Origin of the sequence: Lactobacillus sp. ESL0263, from assembly GCF_003692845.1 — a bacterium.
Taxonomy (GTDB): Bacteria; Bacillota; Bacilli; order Lactobacillales; family Lactobacillaceae; genus Lactobacillus; species Lactobacillus apis.
The window spans coordinates 202,236-222,309 of record NZ_REHL01000004.1 but is presented as its reverse complement, the minus strand read 5'-3'; the positions used below and the strand labels follow the sequence as shown (position 1 = coordinate 222,309).

Below are 20,074 nucleotides of genomic sequence, written 5' to 3'. Positions count from 1 at the left end.
TACGACTTTTTTCGGTATCTAGTTGTTTTGCTAGTTCTAAAAAATATTTATTCAACAGTAACACTTTTAGCAAGGTTACGTGGTTTATCTACATCTAATCCCTTAGCTTTAGAGGCATAATAGGCAAATAATTGAGCGGCAACAACACTAACAAGTGGAGTTAGATAATAATCAATATCTGGCAAAATGATATCGTCGTCAGGTTTTGCCAGTTTCTTACTTACAATGGTAATCACGCTAGCACCTCTTGAGACAACCTCCTCGATGTTCCCGCGCATTAGGTCTGCTGTAACCGGATCATTAATTAGGCCAATTACCGGTGTATTCTTTTCAATTAACGAAATTGTGCCATGCTTTAATTCGGCTGCTGCAAACCCTTCGGTTTGGATATAAGATACTTCTTTCAGTTTGAGTGCAGCTTCAAGAGCAAGTGGATAATCAATTCCGCGTCCAATATAAAAAGCATTGCGTGACGGTACTAGGTATTCTTTAGCTAATTGCTCAATTTTTTCTTTACTGGAGATTACTTGTTCTACTCCCTCAGCAGCTAAAGCTAAATTTTCCTTTAGAGCAAAATTTTTCGCTGCGTCGTTGCCAGTTCTTTCTCCCATTGCTTTTGCTAGTATTGCCTCAACTACCACCTGAGCAGTATAAGCTTTGGTTGAAGCAACAGCAATTTCAGGTCCCGCTTCAAGTGACATTGAATAGCTTGCTTCACGAGCAAGTGTTGAACCTGGAACATTTGTTAATGTAAGAGTTGGTATATTACGCTTAATTGCTTCTTGTAAAACAACACGTGAATCTGCAGTTTCCCCAGATTGCGATAAAAAGATAAATAATGGCTTTTTCGACATCATTGGGAAATGATAACCAGCCTCTGATGCAAGTCCAACTTCTGTCGGAATATTAGCAAACTTTTCAAACAAAACTTTGCCAACCAAACCAGCATGATAGCTGGTGCCTGCCGCAAAGATATATAAACGATCTGCTTGTGTCAGTGCATCAACGATTTCTTGATCAACTTTTGGCTTACCGTCTTCATCTAAATAGTATTGAGCTAAGTGACGCAAAACACTTGGTTGCTCGCATATTTCTTTTAACATATAAAATTCATAAGTGCCCTTAGAAGCAGCGTTAGGATCAATATTCACCTCATAAGGTTTTGCCTGAATTTTCTCTCCAGCAAGATTTTCTAGTACGTAGTTATCCCTAGTGATATCTCCAACTTGACCGTCAGCCAAATCAATAAAAGTCTTGGTTTGATCTAATACTGACAATGCATCTGAAGCAATTACATTAAAGTCTTTTCCTAGTCCAAGCATTAGTGGCGACTTATTTTTAGCAATAAAAATGTGATCAGGAATTGTATTGTCAACTAAAAGTATTGCGTATGAGCCTTTTACTTCTGCCAGTACCATCTTTAAAGCAGTAAAGGTATCGACCTTTTTGTCATTAACTACCTTACTAATTAATTGAACGATAACTTCGGTGTCTGTATCTGATTGAAAATCAACATCACTTAAATATTTATCCTTTAGTTCTTGATAATTTTCAATTACCCCATTGTGAACCATGTAAAAACGTTTTGTCTCATCAAATTGTGGATGTGCATTAGCTACAGTTGGCTTGCCATGTGTTGCCCAGCGCGTGTGCCCAATTCCAACAAGTCCATCCTCATCCTGCGTCATCTTAGCACGTAAGTTCTTAATACGCCCGGTAGTTTTGGTTAAGTATTCTCGCCCATTTAAGTCATTTAAATAAATGCCCGCTGAATCATATCCCCGGTATTCCAAGTTTGCTAAACCATCTAATACGACTTCTTTAGCCGATTTACCGATAATTCCAACAATTCCACACATATTATTCTCCTTTGGTATAGTCCGAATTTTATTTTTTGGACTAGTAAAAGTTTCTTTATTACGTATGGAATGATAATATTTATTCAAAAATTGGTCAAGAAATTACTGCGACAATTGGTATATACTAAGTCTGATAAGTGCTATTGTATACACAAAAAAGGCAGGAAAAAAATTTTCCTGCCTTTTACTTTTAATTGGACTAGTTAAATTTAGACGCCCATTTCTTTTTCAACTACATCAGTGATGCGTTTTACATAAGCATCAGTTTCTTGTTGTGTTGGTCCTTCGGCCATCACCCGTAAAAGCTCTTGCGTACCTGAAGGTCTAACCACGACACGACCATCACCATTCATATCATCTTCAACTTCCTTGATAACATCAAGAATTGGTTGATGCTCTTTCCAGCTCTTCTTATCTTTTACAGGAACATTAACAAGACATTGAGGGTAATCCTTGAAATCTTCAAGTAGTTCACTTAGTGATTTACCAGTCTTCTTCATTACTAGCATTAAATGCAAACCTGTCAGCATCCCATCACCAGTATTATGGTAGTCGCTCATAATTACGTGACCAGACTGTTCCCCACCTAAGTTATAACCGTTTGCTCTCATTTCTTCAGAAACATAACGGTCACCTACTTGAGTACGAATGTTTTTAATGCCCTTTCTCTCAAGTGCTTTAGTAAAACCTAAGTTACTCATTACAGTAGTTACAATCGTGTCCTTCTTTAGACGGCCACCATCTTCCATGTAGCTGCCCAAAACGTACATAATGTGGTCTCCATCAACTTCATTACCATTTTCATCAACAGCAATACAGCGATCAGCATCCCCATCAAAAGCAAGTCCTAATTGGGCACCTTGTTTAACTACTTCTTCTTGTAACTTTTTGGTATGGGTTGCACCAACGTGATCATTGATGTTTAAGCCATTTGGATGAGTTGCAATCGTAGTAAAATCAACACCACAATCAGCAAATAGACGAGAAATCAAGTTGCTAGCAGCACCATTGGCACCATCAATAACAACTTTAATTCCATCTAAATCGACTGGGATGGTATTTTCAATAAATTGGAGGTATTTTGCACTACCTTCGTGAAAATCAGTTACTGAGCCTAAACCCTCAGCAGAAGGACGAGGTAAGGTATCTTCTTTAGCATCAATTAGCTTTTCGATTTCTTCTTCCATTTCATCAGATAGTTTCAAGCCATCGCTACCAAAGAATTTTATTCCGTTATCTTGAACTGGGTTATGAGAAGCGGAAATTTGTACGCCGGCATCTGCACCTTGCGCTCTTACCAAGTATGACAAACCTGGAGTCGTAATTACACCAACTTCTAAAACTTCAATCCCAACTGATAGCAAACCAGAAATCAACGAATATTCTAACATTTGACCAGAGATTCTGGTATCACGAGAAACTAAAACTTTAGCTTGCTCATCTTTATCCTTGTTCTTGGTTAAAATATAACCTCCGTCACGTCCCAATTTAAATGCCAATTCTGGTGATAAATCTTGATTTGCTACTCCACGAACACCGTCGGTGCCAAAATACTTCAACATCTAAAATACCTTCCTTTTACTTAATTTTTTTCACTTTTTACATTTGAATTTGCTACTTTAATGTCTATTCCAAGTTGGACGGGATCAGACTTAACTACACCCGCCGGCAAGTCTAGTTTAATCACTTTGCTTGTCGACACTGCAACTTCACTAAGGTCGACTGGAACTTTTAGCTTACTTATTTTAGCTAAATCTTCCTTTGCCCCATATATAGTAACATAGTCCGGTTTAGCCGTTAGCGAATATATTTTTCCACTTTGCTCACTTTTTGGTTCTAGCTTAACCCTAACTCGTTTATGAGCGACTGAAACTGGTATTGTTACCTTAGCTGTAGCAGGTTCAATGACCACATTAAGCTGCCTCTTTTTGTGATCTAAGGCAATAAGGCTAACTTGCCGTTCATAGTCATGCTTCATTTCACTTGGAAGAACGACCTTTGCGACTATTTGGTCAATTTGTTCAACCTCACTTCGTGCTCCAGTAACTTCAACTTGCTGCGGATAAACGCTTGGATGACCAACCGTATAACCATGAGCTACAGCGTTCTCATTATACTCTATTTGAACAGGCATTGTTGTTGATTTTCTTTTCTGAATATCAACATGAACAACTTTCGGATTGATTGAATACGAGAGTTGCCTGCTAATGCCGTTAACGTGAACTTTTACTTCATGACTACCGATTTTCTTCTTAGTCAAATCAATATAGGCTCGAAAGTTTTGCGTATTGACAGTTGATGTCACTAGTGCATTAGAGCCCTCTAATGTAATGCTTACTTTTTCAGGATAGCCGACAACGTAATACTTATCTGTATCAACTGAAACTTGCAAAGGAACACTAATCGTTTGTGTTTTGTTAGCAGTTTGTTTCGTCCTACTTGACTGTCCCTGAGTTAAAAAACCACCCTGTGTGTCATTAACATAAATTACCAATAAAATTGCAATCAGTAGTGAAACTAACCGAATGAACCAAGATTTTTTCCAAAAGTTTTTCATCGGTCAGCACCCCACTTCCAAACCTTACGAGCAATTTTTTGATACCATTTTTCTGCTTGGTTTTTCTTAGGAACAAGTTCAGCAGTCAGGTATTTCATGTACTCATCACGAGTCATATCAACTAGAAAACGCCCATTCCGCGTAATTGTCACGCCACCAGTTTCTTCGGAAACAACAATTGTAATCGCATCGGTAACTTCTGAAATTCCGACAGCAGCACGGTGACGTGTCCCTAAACGCTTCGGAATCATACTATTATCCGAAAGAGGCAAATAGGCTGCCGCAACGGCAATCTTATGATCATTATTAATAATGACAGCACCATCATGTAATGGGGTATTAGGAATAAAAATATTAATCAATAACTCACCAGTTACATCAGCATTTAACTTAATACCAGTTTCAACATAGTCGTCTAGTCCTGTTTCTTGCTGAAGGGTGATTAATGCACCAATCCTTCTTTTCGACATATATTGAATTGCCTTATCAAGCTCATTAATAAACTTGATTGATTCAGTACGTTCACTGTCTTCTCGACCAGCAAAAATTGGCAAACGCCCTAAGTGCTCCAGTCCACGCCTAATCTCAGGCTGAAAAATAATGATAATCCCGACGACCGACCAAGAAACAATTTGATCGATCAACCAAGTCGTGGTATGCAATTGCAAAATTCCAGCAACGATTCTCACCACAAAAATCAGGACAATCCCTTTGGCAAGTTGAACTGCTTTAGTACCTCGGATTAAAATGACTAAATGGTAAACTAAAAACCAAATGATCAAAACGTCTAAGATAGTTGAGAAGTTCGCCCAAGTAAAAATATGTATTCCGTTAGATTGCATAGATACTCCTTTCTATGTATTGTAACCAGCAAAACTTAATTATTTGGCTTACCAATAATTCTAACTTCAGTCTCTAAATCAAGACCAAATTCCTCTTTAATCTTCTCTTGAATTAAATGAATTAAGTCAAGATAGTCCGTAGCTGTTGCGCCCCCTTTATTAACGATAAAACCGGCATGCTTGGTGGAATCTTGTGCACCACCAATTTGTTTTCCTTGAAGACCCGCTTCAATGATCATCGGACCAACAAAATGACCAGCTGGACGCTTAAACACGCTACCACAAGAAGGATATTCTAATGGTTGTTTATATTGCCGCAATGCATTGAGATAGTTCATCTGCGCTAAAATTTCGCTTTTCTGGCCTTTCTTTAATTCAAAGGTCACAGATAAGACAATGTCATCAGTTTCTTGAATACGTGAATGTCGGTAAGAAAAAGCCATTTCTTCATTTGTATAAGTTTTAAACTCGCCTTTTGCAGACATTACGGTAACTGATGCAACAGCCTCACAAGTTTCACCGCCATACGCTCCTGCATTCATAAAAACAGCGCCACCAACACTACCTGGAATACCAGCTGCAAATTCCATTCCACTAAGTCCATGGTTGGCTGCCATAAAAGCAGTGTCAATAATTCGTGCACCTGCTTGAGCAGTAACTGTCTGACCTTCAACGGTAATCTTATCCATTTTGGTTAAAATAATGACAAGTCCATCAATGCCACCATCACGAATAATTAAATTTGATGCATTTCCAATAACAGTTAGCGGTATTTGATCAGCATTAGCTGCTTCAATTAACTTTTGAAGCTCTGTTTGATTTTGCGGGAAAGCCAAAAATTCTGCTGGACCACCAGTTTTTGTAAACGTATATTTGCTAAGTGGGACTTGTTGTTTAATTTCTATCCCTTCTTTTGCTAAATCAAATAACTTCAAAGCTAAAATTCTCCTTATTAAATCTTATTAACTCTTATTAAATCTTTTGTTTATTTTACCGCATTCAGTGAATTGCTTCATCCTATGTTATACTAAAATTAAGTTTTAAAGGAGAGAAAATGAATTTTATTGCAATGGACTTTGAAACCGCCAACCGCCATCCAGAAAGTGCGTGTTCTCTAGCATTAGTAATGGTTCGCGACAATCAAATTGTTGACCGGTTCTATACAGTTATAAATCCCCAAATGCCGTTTGATGCGCGAAACATTCAAATTCATGACATTACTGCAGATGATGTAAAGGATGCGCCAACAATGGCAGAAGTTTGGACTCAAATCAAAGACTTGTATCAGCCTGGCATGCTAGTTTGTGCGCATAATGCACGTTTTGATACAAATGTAATGAAGCAAAGTTTAGCGCGTTACGATATTCAAGAACCGCACTATTTTGTAATCGACACTCTACAAACAAGTAAATTATTTGAACCTAATCTACCTAATCATAAACTGGATACTGTATCCGAAGCATTAAATGTTGAATTGTGGCACCATCACAATGCGCTTAGCGATAGTGAGGCCTGTGCAGGTATTCTTATCGCCCAAAACAAAGAATTTGGTGATGAGCCAATTAAAAACCTTGTTTACCAAATCTAATAAATAAGTCAAAAAAGCAGAACTGATTAATCTCAGCTCTGCCTTTTTATTGCAATTTATTCATGATATCTTTTACCCACAGTTCATTGCGCTTTCCCTGTGGTCTAAATTCTAATGTCCTCTTAGTGGAATCCCAGCTATCATCAACTCTTCTAATTACTACCTGTAAATATTGATCTGGTAGATAGCCCTGAATAACTTCTGGCCATTCAATAATAACCAATCCTGGTTCTGACAGATAACTATTTAAATCGATTGATGATAGATCGCTGTTTTCTAAACGATAAAAGTCCATGTGATAAATTGGTAGTTTTGCCTCAGCATACTCACGGACAATCGTAAAGGTTGGACTTTTCACCGGACGTCTTACCCCAAGCGCATAACCAATCCCCTGTGTCAGTGTAGTTTTACCGGCTCCTAAATCACCATTTAGTAAAAGCAAATCGTGTGGCTTAGCCGTGGAGGCAATCGCTGCACCAATTTTCTTCATTTCAGCAGCTGAGTTAATCTCTAATTTTGTCATTATTCTTTGTCCTTAAAAAGTGCTTGAGCTGCTGTTAAAACAGCTAAGTCGTAGACATCCTGGCTACTTGCCCCACGTGATAAATCGTTAATTGGTTTATCAAGTCCTTGCAAAATAGGTCCAATTGCTGCAAAGTTACCCAAACGTTGTGTAATTTTATAAGCAATATTGCCCGATTGTAATTCAGGGAAAATAAAAATGTTTGCACGCCCTGCAAGTTTAGAATCGGGGGCCTTTTTTGCAGCAACTTCCGGAACAAAAGCAGCATCAAATTGTAATTCACCATCTGAAATAATATCAGGGTGCTCTTTAGCAAAAATTTCAGCAGCCTCGACAGTTCTAGTAACCATTTCGCCTTTTGCGGAGCCCTTGGTTGAAAAGCTAAGGAAGGCTACACGTGGCTCAAGGTCAATCATTTTGGCTGTTTCAACAGTTTGATAAGCAATTTCTGCTAACGTTTGACTATCAGGTGATGGATTGATTGCACAGTCTGCAAAAAGATACTTTTCTTTCTCTCGCTCCATAATAAAGCTACCAGAGACGCGATGCATGCCTTCAGCAGTATGAACAAGTTGTAATGCCGGACGAACAGTTTCTGCCGTCGAATGAACTGCACCAGAAACCATGCCATCAGCAATTCCCATCTTAACCATCATTGTGCCAAAATAATTGGCATCCTTTAGTGCTTCACGCACCTCGGATTCAGTAATTTCTTTGCCACGAGCTTGAATGAAACTGACTACCATTTCATTCAGGTTCTCGTAATTATCAATGTCAATTAACAAAAGATCATTGAGTGAAATTCCTTCTTGCTGTGCAACTTGTTTTATTTGTTCTGGATCACCCAAAATAATTGGGCTAACGACATTATCGTCTTTAAGTTTTCTAACGGCTTTTAATATCCTAGGATCTTTTCCTTCAGGAAAAACTATGCGATATTGCTTACTAGAATTTTTTACTTTGCTCTTTAATAATTCAAAAATACTCATTATTTCACCTATGCTAAATCAGATTCTGTGACTTGTTGCGGCAATTGCCAATCAATTGGTGTTTCACCAAATTTTTTTAAGGCCTCATTACAACGCGAAAATGGTCGTGAGCCAAAGAAGCCGCGATCTGCTGAGAATGGACTCGGATGAGCTGATTTAATCACATAATTCTTCTCTTGGTCAATTAATGCGATTTTATTTTGCGCATATTTGCCCCATAAGATAAAAACAACCTGACCACGATCGCTCAGGGCTTTGATTGCAGCATCTGTTACTTGCTCCCAGCCTTTGCCCTGATGTCCATTTGCATGTCCATATGGTACCGTTAAAACTGCATTCAGTAGAAGTACACCCTGATCAGCCCACTTTTTCAAATAACCATGTTGAACCGGAACACAGCCCACATCATCATAAAGTTCCTTATAAATGTTCTGTAGGGATGGTGGTAATTTAACCCCAGGCATTACAGCAAAACTCATTCCGGTTGCCTGCCCTGGATTATGGTATGGATCTTGGCCTAGAATAACTACTTTAGTCTTAGCAAATGGGGTTAATTTAAAAGCAGTGAAAATATGGTACATATCTGGAAATATCCGCTTAGTTTGGTATTCTTTTTTCAAAAACTCATGAAGCGCATGGTATTCATTACTTTCAAATACGGGAGCTAGTACTTCATCCCAGTCATTGCCAATAAACTTTTTCATTATCAAGACACCCTCTCTTTCACAGCCTATATGGTATCATGAAACTAATTCTGATTGAAAATAACTTAGACAATTTTAACGATTTTTACTATAACAAAGCGCATTTATTAAAAAAATAATAAACGGCATGTTCTCTACTTATGTTAAGATGATTATGAAATAATAAAACGCTTCAGTTACGAAGGAGGCTCATCTCTTATCTTGATTAAATTAGTAGCTTGTGACCTTGATGGCACATTATTTAACAGTAATATTACCGTCTCAGACGAAAACGTAGCCGCAATTAAAGCGGCCCAAAAAAGTGGAATTGAGTTCTTGGTGGCAACCGGACGTTCACCTGAACAATCGCGTAAAGTAATTAAAGATTTTGGTATTAACACAGGTTTTATTAACATTAATGGTGCACTTGTATTTGATGCAAATGGTAAGCTACAGGTTAAAAATCCGTTGCCACCAACCAAAGCGAAACAAGTAGCGGACATTTTGGACCGCCACCACATTTATTATGAGCTTGTAACCTCAGACTTGATTTTTTCAAAAGACATTAGCCAACGAGTAGTTAATTTAGCTCGTGCATTAACTGCGCTTAATCCGCGCCTAAGTTTTAAAAAAGCAGTAGCAACAGCAGCAGGAAGTAATGCAATGTTAAGCATGACTTATGTTGACAGTTTTACTGACCTATTAAACGATCCAGAGCTTGAAGTAATGAAGATAATTTCCTTTGATGGACATGGACCTGAAGCTTTTGTTGAGGCAAAAAAGGAAATCATGGCTTTGGGAGACGTGGCAGTGACTTCAAGCTCCCCAGCTAATATCGAGATTAATGATGCTAAGGCACAAAAAGGTCCTGCATTGATGGAATACGCGAAAAAGAAAGGCCTGAAGCGAGAAGAAGTTGCTGCAATTGGCGATAACCTTAATGATGAGAGTATGATTAGGGATGCAGGTACAGGTGTAGCTATGGGCAACGCGGTTCCAGCAATTAAGAAATTAGCCCAAGTACAAACAAAAACTAATGATGAAAATGGAGTAGCTTATATTTTAAAACAGTTTATTAGCGAAAATGCTAAAGAATAGAGGTGCTTAAATGCGCTATTTACTAGAACTAACTCAAAAGCAAGAATACGGTCAAATTCCCGTTGCAAATGAAAAAGGCAAAATCAAATACTTAATTCAAGGTAATCTTGATAATCCTAACCATACACTTTATTTGAAGACATATAAGCAAACTGAAATTGGTCGGCTTTATACTGATGGTAATGGCATAATTTCATCTTATACTATTGACGTTGTCAATCATTCTTTAGTTAAAGTCAAACGCTTCAACAACTCTGTGTCGAATCTTTTTTATATTACTAGACTTAATTACTTAGTTACAGGTAGTATCAAAAACGGAAAATATCGCTTTTTATCTGGGGTTAAAACAGTGGCTACGGTTGAAACGGATATCAAGAAAAATGGAGTCGTTTTAACTTGTAATATTGCTCGCCCAGAAGATGTACCGTTTATTTTACTGTGTGCCACCCTCTTTACACAATGGCATACAACGCCTCTGCGATTACCAACATTCCCACCTATTGGACGTAAATATAATGTTAAATTCAACTAAGCAAAAGGAGCACTACTAATTGTAGTGCTCCTTTTGTTAATCAACCTTTTTCTTATAAGCCAACTTCTCATTTTCAAATGTCAGAAATTGGTCATCAAAAAAGATATATTTCAGCCAAATCAAAAAATGAGTTATTTTAATCTTTTTCTATATCTTGTTACACCAAAATAGTAGATTGCACTAACTAATAATGCCACTCCATAAACGTATTGTGTACTTATTGAGCCAAATTTTTCTATAATCCAACTTCCCCCAAATGTACCTAACGGTATCATTAGCGAAAGTATACTGTCATTGATAGTATCAATTCTACCTAAAATTGCTGATGAAAAGCTTGTTTGAACTAGAGTTTCAAAATCAATGTTCATCATTGTAATCCATAAAGAAGAGATTGCAGAGCTAATCAAGGCGAAAATCACACTAGTTTTTACAGTTAATGGAACCAAGAGTCTAAATATTCCCGCTCCCAAGAAGCATAAAGTAATAAAAGCTTCCATATTCTTTTTTCCTAACTTAAAATGCTGTATAACAAGAGCTCCTAGTATGCTTCCTATAGAGGACACCATCAGCAATCCTCCATAGCCAATCGCCGAGTCATGTATATAGCTTTCCGCAAAATAAGGCAATCCAACATCATAAATGCCAAAAAAGAAGTTAACCACACATAACGGTAATATTAATTCAATAATATTACTCTCACTTTTCAAAGTAACCCAACCAACTTGTAAATCTTTTAAATAGGAGCCTGTAAAGTATTCTTCACTTTTTAGTACATCTTTTGCGAGCATATTAATTTGTACTCTTGCATAGATAAAGAGCGCTATGGTAAAAATAACCGCTGATATAATAATGGTTATACTGATAGATGTTGTAGCAATAATAAAGGTGGTTATACCGTCTAGTACTAAGTCCAATATCTTGTAGCTTACCTGAAAAAGGCCGTTAAAATGCAAGAGATCCTTCTTCTCAACAAGCACGGGCAACAGCTTATATTCTGTTGGATAAATAATTGATGATAATATTGTTGATATACCAAATAATAGAAGTAAAAATATGTCAATGATTACATTATTTTGCTTAAGGTATAGTACACACGCGATAATAACACTAATTACAATTTGTATAAGAGTTGAATATTTTAGCAATTTTTTAACGGACAAACGATCAATTAGCGGACCAAATCCAAACGAAATTATGTCAATTCCAGCTTCAATTGAAAAAATTAGCGCTACCATTAATGGTGAATGACCAGTTTCTTTAAAGTACCAAAGAATTGCCATATAGAATAAACTATCAGCAATATTAGTTGCTACCCGTCCAGTTAGTAATTTATAAACATTTAAATATTTCTTTTTTATCATCACTTTTCTATCCTTAAATATTATCCATTTTCTGTCTTGACTCTTCAATATTATGTTGCAAGCTTTTGTCCCAGTTGACTTCTCAGGGGAAAAAATCTAACACTTGGATTAGCAATAGTACTTTTCTTTAATAAACGTCCTACATAGAATCCTGTGATTTGAGTTGAATGTATTGCTTCTGAAACTCCAGATATTGGTATAGTTACATTTCCTGCAGCAAATAGCCTAGAAATCTTCTTTTTTGCTAAATCATTTGTTCCAGCTTTTACTTTAAAGTGAGATTTTTAACTGGAAAATCGCCAATTTCATTATTTCGATGAGAAACTAAAACTATCGTTTTACAATCTTTCAAAAACATTTGAAGTAAATCCTGCGACGATTTCAAATCAATGCTTGAAAAACTTTCATCAAGTAAAACAAGCTTGTTAGTAGAATCAATGAGACGAGCTAATGCAACTCGTTGTTTCTGTCCTCCAGAAAGAGAATTGTATTGCCATGAATCATCAATTCCAAACTTTTCTTTTATTGAGGTTAATTTTTCCAAATTAACTTTTCGTCCTAATAAAATATTATAGTTAATTGAGTAAGGGAAAATTGTAACCTTTTGAGGTAAGTATATAATCAACTCGTTTATGACTTTTTGTGGGATTTGATTAATATTAATTCCATTTAAAAGAATTTCACCAGAATTTGGTTTGAGCTGACCAGTTGCTAACTTAAGCAATGTTGATTTTCCCCTGCCAGAATCACCATTTAGTTTATAAAAATTATCCCTAGTAAAGGCATAAGAAAAATGACTTAATATTGTTGTTCTAGAACCAGGATATGAAAACGACACATCTCTAAATTCCAGTGTCTTAAATTGCATTGGAAAGGATGCCAGATCAAACTTTTGTTTGTCTGGAATAACAAGTTTTTTTAGCTTAGAAACTTTGGCAAAAATACCAGAAGTTGAAAGTAATTGAGCTAAATAGCGATTAATTATTCCAGCTGAATCAAAGACTTTTGTCGCTAATTCTGCTGTCGACAAAATAGCTCCAGCACTCAAAACACCCTTGAAATGTAAAAATCCAGTAATTCCTAAAATAATTAGCTGACTACCAATATTTACTACACTAGTAATAATGTCGACAATCGATCTCCTAATAGCGTTATGAACATTTGCTTTCTTCAATATACTAGAGCCCGTATCAACGAGCTTTTTTATCTCTGACAGGGCATTAAAAACAAAGAGGGTCTCATAACCGTGTAATCCACTGCTAGTATACTTAAGAAATTTTTCGTTAGCTTTAGATATCTCTTCCACTCCATTACTAAGGTATTTTTTACAAAGCCGAGGTACTAATACAATTAAAACTACTAAAAAAATAGCAGTAATGAACAAAATTGGACTATATAGATATAATGCAATTAAAGCAAAAATTGCATTGCCACTGAAGCGAACAATCCTGAAAAAGGTGTTTACACCTTCTCTTTGAATGAGATTAACATCGTTTTGCAAATACGATTCGTAATAGTCCACTGGATTATTCTGAAAATCACTCTCCGGCATTTCAGTTAGCGCTGTTGCAATATCATTTCTGATATCAGTTAAAATGTCTTGAGTTGCACTTTCTTCAATATAGCTTTCAAAAAAGGAAATAATAAAAGAAATAAACCATAGTAAAAAAATCAGCATCAGTAGTTGACCAAAAAGATTTATATTCTTCGCAATTAAAGCATTAGCTAAATCTGCCATTTTGGTAGCAGCAAAAACTTGCAGAAATGAATTGGTTAACAACAATAAGCAGGCACACCCGACAGAAAATAAATGTTGCTTAAGATATTTGTGCATGTTGTGCCTCCTATATACAATCACTTTTTCATTTAACTCTAATATTATTCACTTATTCTGTCAATTAGTGAAAAATGCTTATTTATGTTTAGTTTAAACTTCAAGAAGATAGCAAAAGACATTACCGGGCTACAGGGGGTAATGTCTTTTGCTAATTAATCAACCTTTTTCTCATATGCTAGCTTTTCATTTTCGAATGTCAGAAGTTGGTCATCAAAATGATCAATTTTATAAGTTAGATAGTTAATTGTCTTTTGAATATCATGTTTTTGCCTTATTAGTTCATCACGTTGCATTTCTAATAATTCACGACGCTTTTTTCTGGTTTGTGGTTCATGCAAATATAGTGCAACAAATTGCTTCAGCTTTTTAACCGGCATCCCAGCCTTACGCAAAACTAAAATATAAAAAATCCAGTTTTGATCGTATTCACTATAAACGCGATAACCATTTTGATCACGCTTTATCGCAGGGATTAATCCTTCTTTTTCCCAATATCTTAATGTGTCTTTTGGTAAACCAAACTTTTTGCTCACTTCATTGATATTCAAACTTTTATTTCCTTAATCAACATTTCTTACTAGATCATGGATATTTTGAACAGCTGCTGGATCCCGATGATCAAAAAACTGACTTTTATTTTCATCTAGTGTTTTAATTTGTGCCATTTCTGCATGAGTCAATTCAAAATCAAAGACTTGGCTATTTTCGACTATTCTATCATGATGAACTGATTTTGGAATCACAACAATTTTTCTTTGAAGTAGCCAACGTAGAATAACTTGCCCTACGGTCTTATGATACTTCTGTCCAATTTCAGCAATCAGTGGATTAGTAAATATTTGCTGCTTTCCTTCAGCAAATGGAGCCCATGCTTCCGGTTGAATATTGTGCTTCTGCAAAAAAGGAACATCATCTTTTTGTTGCATCCATGGATTAACTTCAATTTGATCAACAGCGGGACAAATCTTATTGTATAGCTCTAAATCCAAAACACGGTCTGCTGTAAAATTCGAAACACCAATTGCTCTAATTGTACCTGCTTGATATGCTTCTTCCATTGCTCGCCAAGAGCCGTAAACATCACCATACGGTTGATGAATTAAATATAAATCTAAATAGTCCAACTGAAGTTTCTTTAAAGAAGTTAAAATTGCTCTCTTTGTTGCTTCATAACCGGTGTCCGATACCCATAGTTTTGTTGTAACAAATATATCAGCACGATCAACTTCACTATTTTTTATGGCTTGTCCTATCGCCTCTTCGTTGCCATATGAAGAGGCTGTATCAATTAAGCGATACCCTGATCTAATTGCATCTTCTACTACCTGTTCAGCTAAGGTTAAATCGGTAATTTGAAAAGCACCAAACCCTAAAAGGGGCATTTCTACCCCATTATTTAATGTTATTTTCTCCATTTTTAACTCTCCCAAAAATTCTTTTGTTAGAGTTAGTATAAACGTTAGAGTTAACTCCATAGCAAGGTTGAATCTACTATTTATTGCCAATTTTAGCTATTATTATCAAGTTCTTTAATAATCAAGTCAGCCAATAGCTCATACCCTGCAGCACCAAAATGTAAACCATCATCTAATTGGCCTTGACAAAGAGTTGTCAAGCTTCCTTGCTTAACCATTTTTTCAAAAAGGTTAATAAAATGTATTTTATAGTTATTTGCTACTTGTTCCAATTCTGCTGTATAAACAGCAACAACATCATTAGTTCGCTTTTTCTGTTTATGCTCATCAACTGCAGGCGGAGAAATCATTATGACTTTATTTGGATAATATAAGCAAACGATGCTGGAAATAATTAATGCCATGTTTTGCTTAAACTGCTCCAATGGAACCTTTTTATGCAGCGCCAAATCGTTTGTTCCAAGTAATAGAATCAACTTATCACAGTGGTCTATCTTAAGGACAAGGTCAGAAATCAAAGCAAAAAATGCACCTGAGTTAATTCCTGGTACTGCGGTATTAATCGTCTCTATATTAGAATTTTTCTTCTTTAGAGTGTAGTCAAGTCGTGGCTCTTTCAAGCCTTCTTTTCTAGCAATGATGCTATCACCTGTTAAAAGCAATTTCATTTGAAGCTTCTCCAATTAAAACCAATAAAAAAACTGTAGTTACAGTTAAATTGTAACTACAGTCTATTTTAATTTCTAGGATTTACTTTACTATACTTCATATTCTTGAATTCATGAGCAGCATATTTTTTAGCTAATTCTTCAGTTCTGAAGTATTGGTTAGTAACTTCACCCACTTGAGGATGTGATTGGAATAAAACAGATTCTTTCTTTCCATCAATCAATTCAGTTTTTACAGTAAAAGCATAACCCATCTTAGTTGACTTTTCATCGACTGGACTCACAATTGTCCACTTGTCGCCGTTCATAGTCTTAGTTGTCACTCTTGCATACTTAGCAAATAAATCAGCGTTCTTTGACTTCCAAGCTCGGGACATTTGCCAAGGGTACTTTTTCGTTCCCTTAACTGTTCCAACTTCAACAGCCTTAACATGGTCATTTGCCCATGGCGTATCGAATGAATTCTTTTGAATATTCATTGGATTAGGTGTCAAATTATTGGTGCTGTACCACTTACCACGCCAAGTTTTGGGGAAAGTATATAGTTTGTTAAAACCATATTTATTTTTCTTAACAGTGGCAGCTTGAACTTGAGCTGGTTGATTTACTAGTGCTGGTGTAGCAGTAGTTAAAGCAACTGTTGCGGCTGCAAGCATTGTTAAAATCTTCTTACTTTTCATTTTTTTCGGCCTCCTGAGAACCTGAGATAATTTAATATTATATCAGTTATTTTCAACAATAAAAGTGTCTTTTGTGATTTAAATATATAATTATATATATTATTCCTGTTAACCAAAACTATTCCAAGTAAAAAGCCTCTGCAAATAGCAGAGGCCTTTCATTTTAAACATAAGAAAAACTATCACAAAAATAATTTACCATTGAGCAAATGTTTTTAACTCTTTTGGCTTTGTCCCACCATACATTCTAGCTAACTTAGCCGAGCGCCAATAAACGTTAGTTATTCTATAAGAAGATGTAGTTCTTTCAATTAAAACGCGATGTCCTTTGTAATGATATAAACCTAAACTCCTACCTGATGCAACAGGACTAAACCAAGGTAACATCGAGATATATTTTATGTTTTTGTCCTTTTTAAAAGTTACAGGGTAAAAAGCCCTTACCCAATTTCTGGTTTGCTTAGTATTCTTAATTCCCTTAGCATTACTATCTTGTCTATGTAATTCATTAGAACCGATTTTATGCGCTTTTACTCTTAATTTATCAATTGTGTTTGATTTATAATTTATATCAAAAGCTTTGCCATACCAGGTACCGCGCATCTTCTTCGGTGTAGTCAGTTTTCCTAAATTACCTTTTACATGAGCTGCTTGAACAACCGTGTTTGTAGTGAAGAAGTTACTATCATTACTTTTTCCTACAAATAATCCAAGAGCCAAAGATGTAGTTATAGCAATAAGTATCTTTATTTTGCTGTTCTTTATTTGTTTATTCAATATTCTTTCCCTTCTTATTTAATAAAAGCTGACTTTTTGATAAACTTTCCACTTTTTTCCGTATAGTACTTTTTATCTAAATAGCCTGTGACTGGTAGTCCGTATGTCATTACTCTCGTATGTTTTTTTAACTTTTTTAATTTCCCACCATCTGCAAAAATAACATACGTATCTTTCTTTAATTTGCGGCTCGTACCTTTTAGGTTAGTAGCCAGAATAAACTTACCATCTGAAATTTCATCAAAACTTCGGCCGTTTGAAATTATAGAAGAAAGTAAACTTACTTTTGTTCCTTTTTCTACCCTTCCTTTTGTACGCACATATGCAGATAGTTTTTCATCTGGCACGTAGATCGTGGACTTTTTTGCAACAACAGCTGTATTACTATTTTCTGATGCACAAACTGTAGTTGTCGAACCAAGACTTATAAAAAATAAAAGTAAGGTGCTTAAAAACAAACTTAAATTAAATTTATTTAGTTTCATTATTTTCTCCTAACGATCATTAATTTAATGACTATTTTATTTAATATACTAAATTTTAATACACGATTTTATAAAAAACAACTTGTGCTTTGCTCACTTTATAGTAATACCCTGGTACTAAATTTTTGATAAACAAAAAAGCCTCTGCAAATAGCAGAGGCTTTTTCATTTATACAGTTAAAATTAGTCTTGGTAATTTACCAAAGCTAAATATGAATCAGGTTTAAGTGATGCACCACCAACTAAACCTCCATCAATATTTGGCTTACCCATCAATTCTTTAACATTAGCTGGGTTAACTGAACCACCATATTGAATACGAACATTTTCAGCAGTTTCATCATCGTACAAGTCCTTGACAGTCTCACGGATTGTCTTGCACATTTCTTCTGCTTGCTCTGAACTAGCAGTCTTACCAGTTCCGATTGCCCAAATTGGTTCATAAGCAATAACAAGGTTTGAAACTTGTTCAGCAGTTAAACCATCCAAATCAGCTTTAATTTGGCCAACTACCCATTCTTCTTGCTTGTTAGCTTCACGAGTTTCAAGTGATTCACCACAGCAAACGATTGGAGTTACGTTATTAGCAAATAAAACTTTAGCTTTCTTGTTAATATCTTCATCAGTTTCGTGGAAGTATTCACGACGCTCTGAGTGACCAATAATGCAGTAATCGATTCCCATTTCGTTAAGAACTTTAGGAGAAGTTTCACCAGTAAAAGCACCTTCAGTTTCGAAATAGGCATTTTCTGCACCTACATGTAATTCTGAACCTTCAGCAGCCTTTTTCAATGCATCAAGGTCAACAGCTGGAGCACAAATTACTGATTCTACTTTACTTGATTCTGGTAACTCATTTTTAATAGAAGCTACAAACTCAGCAGTTTGTTCTGGGTTCATGTTTAGTTTCCAGTTACCAGCAATAATTGGTGTACGCATTTAATTATTGTCCTTTCTGATAGCTTATTTGTCTGAAATGCAGGCAATTCCTGGCAATTCTTTACCTTCAAGGTATTCCAATGAAGCTCCACCACCAGTTGAGATGTGAGTAATCTTAGGAGCAATACCTAATTGCTTAGCAGCTGCTGTTGAGTCACCACCACCGATAATAGTAGTAGCATCAGTCAAATCAGCTAATGCTTTACCAACTTCTAGAGTACCTTCAGCGAAGTTAGGCATTTCAAATGCACCCATTGGTCCATTCCAAACAACGGTCTTAGCATCTTTCAAGATGTCCTTGAACTTTTCAACAGTCTTAGGACCAATATCAAGACCCATCATGTTTTCAGGAATGTCGTCACCAACAACTTTACGAGCAGCATCATTTGAGAATTCAGTTGCAGCCAAGTTATCTACTGGTAAAACAATCTTACCATCTGCTTTTTCAAGCAATTCTTTAGCCAAGTCAACCTTATCTGGTTCAAATAATGACTTACCAATTTCATGACCTTGTGCTGCTAAGAAAGTATAAGCCATACCACCACCGATCAAAATGTGGTCAGACTTAGGAATCAAGTTAGTGATAACGTCAATCTTATCAGAAACCTTTGCACCACCTAAGATAGTAACAAATGGGTGAACTGGATTTGCAACAGCATCACCTAAGAACTTGATTTCCTTTTCCATTAGGAAACCAGCTGCAGCAGGCTTACCAGCCTTCTTCATTGCTTCAGCAATTCCAACATTTGAAGCATGGCTTCTATGTGCAGTACCAAAGGCATCGTTAACGTAAACGTCACCTAATGATGCCCAGTATTCACCAAGCTTAGGATCGTTTTTGCTTTCACGCTTGCCAAAGTCGTTGTCGATATCTTGGAAACGAGTGTTTTCAAGAACAACAACATCGCCATCTTGCATGTTGTTAATAGCATCTTCAACTTCTTTACCTTCATTTTCAGGAACAAAGGTAACAGGTTTCTTCAATAACTCACTCAAACGATCAGCGATTGGCTTAAGTGATAAGTCCTTCTTATCTGCATCTGACTTAATACGACCCAAGTGACTTAGTAAGATTGCCTTACCACCATTGTCGATAATGTAGTTAATAGTTGGAAGTGCAGCAACGATTCTGTTATCGTCACCAATCACGCCATCTTTAATAGGAACATTAAAGTCAACACGAACTAATACCTTTTTATCTTTAACATCAACGTCTGAAACGATTAATTTAGCCATCTATA

At 36.1% G+C, this 20,074-nt stretch carries 21 protein-coding genes; 3 read left to right on the top strand and 18 right to left on the bottom strand.

Going from position 1 to position 20,074, the window contains the following annotated elements:
• Positions 1 to 47 precede the first annotated feature (47 nt).
• The 5 genes from glmS to murB form a co-directional block, all read right to left on the bottom strand.
• Positions 48 to 1,859 (bottom strand): glutamine--fructose-6-phosphate transaminase (isomerizing), encoded by a 1,812-nt coding sequence (glmS, locus tag F5ESL0263_RS03045; protein ID WP_122034768.1) that lies wholly within the window; start codon positions 1,857 to 1,859, stop codon positions 48 to 50.
• Between the two features lie 209 nt (positions 1,860 to 2,068).
• Positions 2,069 to 3,421: a phosphoglucosamine mutase gene (glmM, locus tag F5ESL0263_RS03040; RefSeq protein ID WP_122034766.1), complete on the bottom strand. Its 1,353-nt coding sequence runs from the start codon at positions 3,419 to 3,421 to the stop codon at positions 2,069 to 2,071.
• A gap of 20 nt (positions 3,422 to 3,441) precedes the next feature.
• Positions 3,442 to 4,416 (bottom strand): YbbR-like domain-containing protein, encoded by a 975-nt coding sequence (locus F5ESL0263_RS03035; protein WP_122034764.1) that lies wholly within the window; start codon positions 4,414 to 4,416, stop codon positions 3,442 to 3,444.
• Positions 4,413 to 5,258 (bottom strand): diadenylate cyclase CdaA, encoded by an 846-nt coding sequence (cdaA, locus tag F5ESL0263_RS03030; RefSeq protein ID WP_074425541.1) that lies wholly within the window; start codon positions 5,256 to 5,258, stop codon positions 4,413 to 4,415. The genes F5ESL0263_RS03035 and cdaA overlap by 4 nt, the downstream gene beginning before the upstream one ends.
• Before the next feature lie 35 nt (positions 5,259 to 5,293).
• Positions 5,294 to 6,193, bottom strand: coding sequence for a UDP-N-acetylmuramate dehydrogenase (gene murB / locus F5ESL0263_RS03025; RefSeq protein WP_122034762.1), 900 nt, complete (start codon positions 6,191 to 6,193; stop codon positions 5,294 to 5,296).
• 119 nt (positions 6,194 to 6,312) lie between these two features.
• On the opposite strand from murB, the gene F5ESL0263_RS03020 reads away from it, so the two are divergent.
• Positions 6,313 to 6,846: a 3'-5' exonuclease gene (locus F5ESL0263_RS03020; RefSeq protein WP_109715328.1), complete on the top strand. Its 534-nt coding sequence runs from the start codon at positions 6,313 to 6,315 to the stop codon at positions 6,844 to 6,846.
• Positions 6,847 to 6,892: 46 nt separating this feature from the next.
• Here F5ESL0263_RS03020 and tsaE read toward each other — a convergent pair whose 3' ends face one another.
• Genes tsaE through F5ESL0263_RS03005 form a run of 3 tightly spaced genes read right to left on the bottom strand, consistent with a single transcriptional unit; the run spans position 6,893 to position 9,062 of the window.
• Complete coding sequence (gene tsaE, locus F5ESL0263_RS03015) at positions 6,893 to 7,369, bottom strand: tRNA (adenosine(37)-N6)-threonylcarbamoyltransferase complex ATPase subunit type 1 TsaE (RefSeq protein ID WP_122034760.1); 477 nt, start codon at positions 7,367 to 7,369, stop codon at positions 6,893 to 6,895.
• Positions 7,369 to 8,358 (bottom strand): phosphate acetyltransferase, encoded by a 990-nt coding sequence (pta, locus tag F5ESL0263_RS03010; protein ID WP_122034758.1) that lies wholly within the window; start codon positions 8,356 to 8,358, stop codon positions 7,369 to 7,371. The genes tsaE and pta overlap by 1 nt, the downstream gene beginning before the upstream one ends.
• A gap of 8 nt (positions 8,359 to 8,366) precedes the next feature.
• A complete protein-coding gene (locus tag F5ESL0263_RS03005; RefSeq protein ID WP_179853673.1) occupies positions 8,367 to 9,062 on the bottom strand; it encodes a uracil-DNA glycosylase in 696 nt (231 codons plus the stop codon).
• A 201-nt stretch (positions 9,063 to 9,263) separates the two neighbouring features.
• Here F5ESL0263_RS03005 and F5ESL0263_RS03000 point away from each other — a divergent pair, with 201 nt between their 5' ends.
• Positions 9,264 to 10,139, top strand: a complete 876-nt coding sequence (locus tag F5ESL0263_RS03000) for a Cof-type HAD-IIB family hydrolase (RefSeq protein ID WP_122034756.1) — start codon at positions 9,264 to 9,266, stop codon at positions 10,137 to 10,139.
• Between the two features lie 10 nt (positions 10,140 to 10,149).
• A complete protein-coding gene (locus F5ESL0263_RS02995) occupies positions 10,150 to 10,671 on the top strand; it encodes a hypothetical protein (protein WP_046306534.1) in 522 nt (173 codons plus the stop codon).
• 131 nt (positions 10,672 to 10,802) lie between these two features.
• On the opposite strand, the gene F5ESL0263_RS02990 is transcribed toward F5ESL0263_RS02995, so the two are convergent.
• From F5ESL0263_RS02990 to pgk, 10 genes are all read right to left on the bottom strand, one after another.
• A complete protein-coding gene (locus F5ESL0263_RS02990; protein ID WP_122035600.1) occupies positions 10,803 to 12,032 on the bottom strand; it encodes an MFS transporter in 1,230 nt (409 codons plus the stop codon).
• Positions 12,033 to 12,297: 265 nt separating this feature from the next.
• A complete protein-coding gene (locus tag F5ESL0263_RS02985) occupies positions 12,298 to 13,866 on the bottom strand; it encodes an ABC transporter ATP-binding protein (protein ID WP_122034754.1) in 1,569 nt (522 codons plus the stop codon).
• A 155-nt stretch (positions 13,867 to 14,021) separates the two neighbouring features.
• Complete coding sequence (locus F5ESL0263_RS02980) at positions 14,022 to 14,417, bottom strand: MerR family transcriptional regulator (protein WP_122034752.1); 396 nt, start codon at positions 14,415 to 14,417, stop codon at positions 14,022 to 14,024.
• A 12-nt stretch (positions 14,418 to 14,429) separates the two neighbouring features.
• Positions 14,430 to 15,284, bottom strand: a complete 855-nt coding sequence (locus F5ESL0263_RS02975; protein WP_122034751.1) for an aldo/keto reductase — start codon at positions 15,282 to 15,284, stop codon at positions 14,430 to 14,432.
• A 92-nt stretch (positions 15,285 to 15,376) separates the two neighbouring features.
• Positions 15,377 to 15,952, bottom strand: coding sequence for a GDSL-type esterase/lipase family protein (locus F5ESL0263_RS02970; RefSeq protein WP_122034749.1), 576 nt, complete (start codon positions 15,950 to 15,952; stop codon positions 15,377 to 15,379).
• Positions 15,953 to 16,020: 68 nt separating this feature from the next.
• Complete coding sequence (locus tag F5ESL0263_RS02965) at positions 16,021 to 16,632, bottom strand: hypothetical protein (RefSeq protein WP_122034747.1); 612 nt, start codon at positions 16,630 to 16,632, stop codon at positions 16,021 to 16,023.
• Positions 16,633 to 16,827: 195 nt separating this feature from the next.
• Entirely contained in the window at positions 16,828 to 17,409 is a 582-nt protein-coding gene (locus tag F5ESL0263_RS02960) for a hypothetical protein (protein WP_122034745.1), read from the bottom strand.
• A gap of 14 nt (positions 17,410 to 17,423) precedes the next feature.
• A complete protein-coding gene (locus F5ESL0263_RS02955) occupies positions 17,424 to 17,894 on the bottom strand; it encodes an SLAP domain-containing protein (RefSeq protein ID WP_122034743.1) in 471 nt (156 codons plus the stop codon).
• A gap of 183 nt (positions 17,895 to 18,077) precedes the next feature.
• Complete coding sequence (tpiA, locus tag F5ESL0263_RS02950; RefSeq protein WP_074425556.1) at positions 18,078 to 18,833, bottom strand: triose-phosphate isomerase; 756 nt, start codon at positions 18,831 to 18,833, stop codon at positions 18,078 to 18,080.
• A 24-nt stretch (positions 18,834 to 18,857) separates the two neighbouring features.
• Complete coding sequence (gene pgk, locus F5ESL0263_RS02945) at positions 18,858 to 20,069, bottom strand: phosphoglycerate kinase (RefSeq protein ID WP_046306517.1); 1,212 nt, start codon at positions 20,067 to 20,069, stop codon at positions 18,858 to 18,860.
• Positions 20,070 to 20,074 lie beyond the last annotated feature (5 nt).

Coding starts and splice junctions, on each gene's coding strand:
- glmS (WP_122034768.1), bottom strand. CDS start 1,859: ATGTGTGGAATTGTTGGAATTATCGGTAAATCGGCTAAAGAAGTCGTA.
- glmM (WP_122034766.1), bottom strand. CDS start 3,421: ATGTTGAAGTATTTTGGCACCGACGGTGTTCGTGGAGTAGCAAATCAA.
- F5ESL0263_RS03035 (WP_122034764.1), bottom strand. CDS start 4,416: ATGAAAAACTTTTGGAAAAAATCTTGGTTCATTCGGTTAGTTTCACTA.
- cdaA (WP_074425541.1), bottom strand. CDS start 5,258: ATGCAATCTAACGGAATACATATTTTTACTTGGGCGAACTTCTCAACT.
- F5ESL0263_RS03020 (WP_109715328.1), top strand. CDS start 6,313: ATGAATTTTATTGCAATGGACTTTGAAACCGCCAACCGCCATCCAGAA.
- tsaE (WP_122034760.1), bottom strand. CDS start 7,369: ATGACAAAATTAGAGATTAACTCAGCTGCTGAAATGAAGAAAATTGGT.
- pta (WP_122034758.1), bottom strand. CDS start 8,358: ATGAGTATTTTTGAATTATTAAAGAGCAAAGTAAAAAATTCTAGTAAG.
- F5ESL0263_RS03005 (WP_179853673.1), bottom strand. CDS start 9,062: ATGAAAAAGTTTATTGGCAATGACTGGGATGAAGTACTAGCTCCCGTA.
- F5ESL0263_RS02995 (WP_046306534.1), top strand. CDS start 10,150: ATGCGCTATTTACTAGAACTAACTCAAAAGCAAGAATACGGTCAAATT.
- F5ESL0263_RS02990 (WP_122035600.1), bottom strand. CDS start 12,032: ATGATAAAAAAGAAATATTTAAATGTTTATAAATTACTAACTGGACGG.
- F5ESL0263_RS02985 (WP_122034754.1), bottom strand. CDS start 13,866: ATGCACAAATATCTTAAGCAACATTTATTTTCTGTCGGGTGTGCCTGC.
- F5ESL0263_RS02975 (WP_122034751.1), bottom strand. CDS start 15,284: ATGGAGAAAATAACATTAAATAATGGGGTAGAAATGCCCCTTTTAGGG.
- F5ESL0263_RS02970 (WP_122034749.1), bottom strand. CDS start 15,952: ATGAAATTGCTTTTAACAGGTGATAGCATCATTGCTAGAAAAGAAGGC.
- F5ESL0263_RS02965 (WP_122034747.1), bottom strand. CDS start 16,632: ATGAAAAGTAAGAAGATTTTAACAATGCTTGCAGCCGCAACAGTTGCT.
- F5ESL0263_RS02955 (WP_122034743.1), bottom strand. CDS start 17,894: ATGAAACTAAATAAATTTAATTTAAGTTTGTTTTTAAGCACCTTACTT.
- tpiA (WP_074425556.1), bottom strand. CDS start 18,833: ATGCGTACACCAATTATTGCTGGTAACTGGAAACTAAACATGAACCCA.
- pgk (WP_046306517.1), bottom strand. CDS start 20,069: ATGGCTAAATTAATCGTTTCAGACGTTGATGTTAAAGATAAAAAGGTA.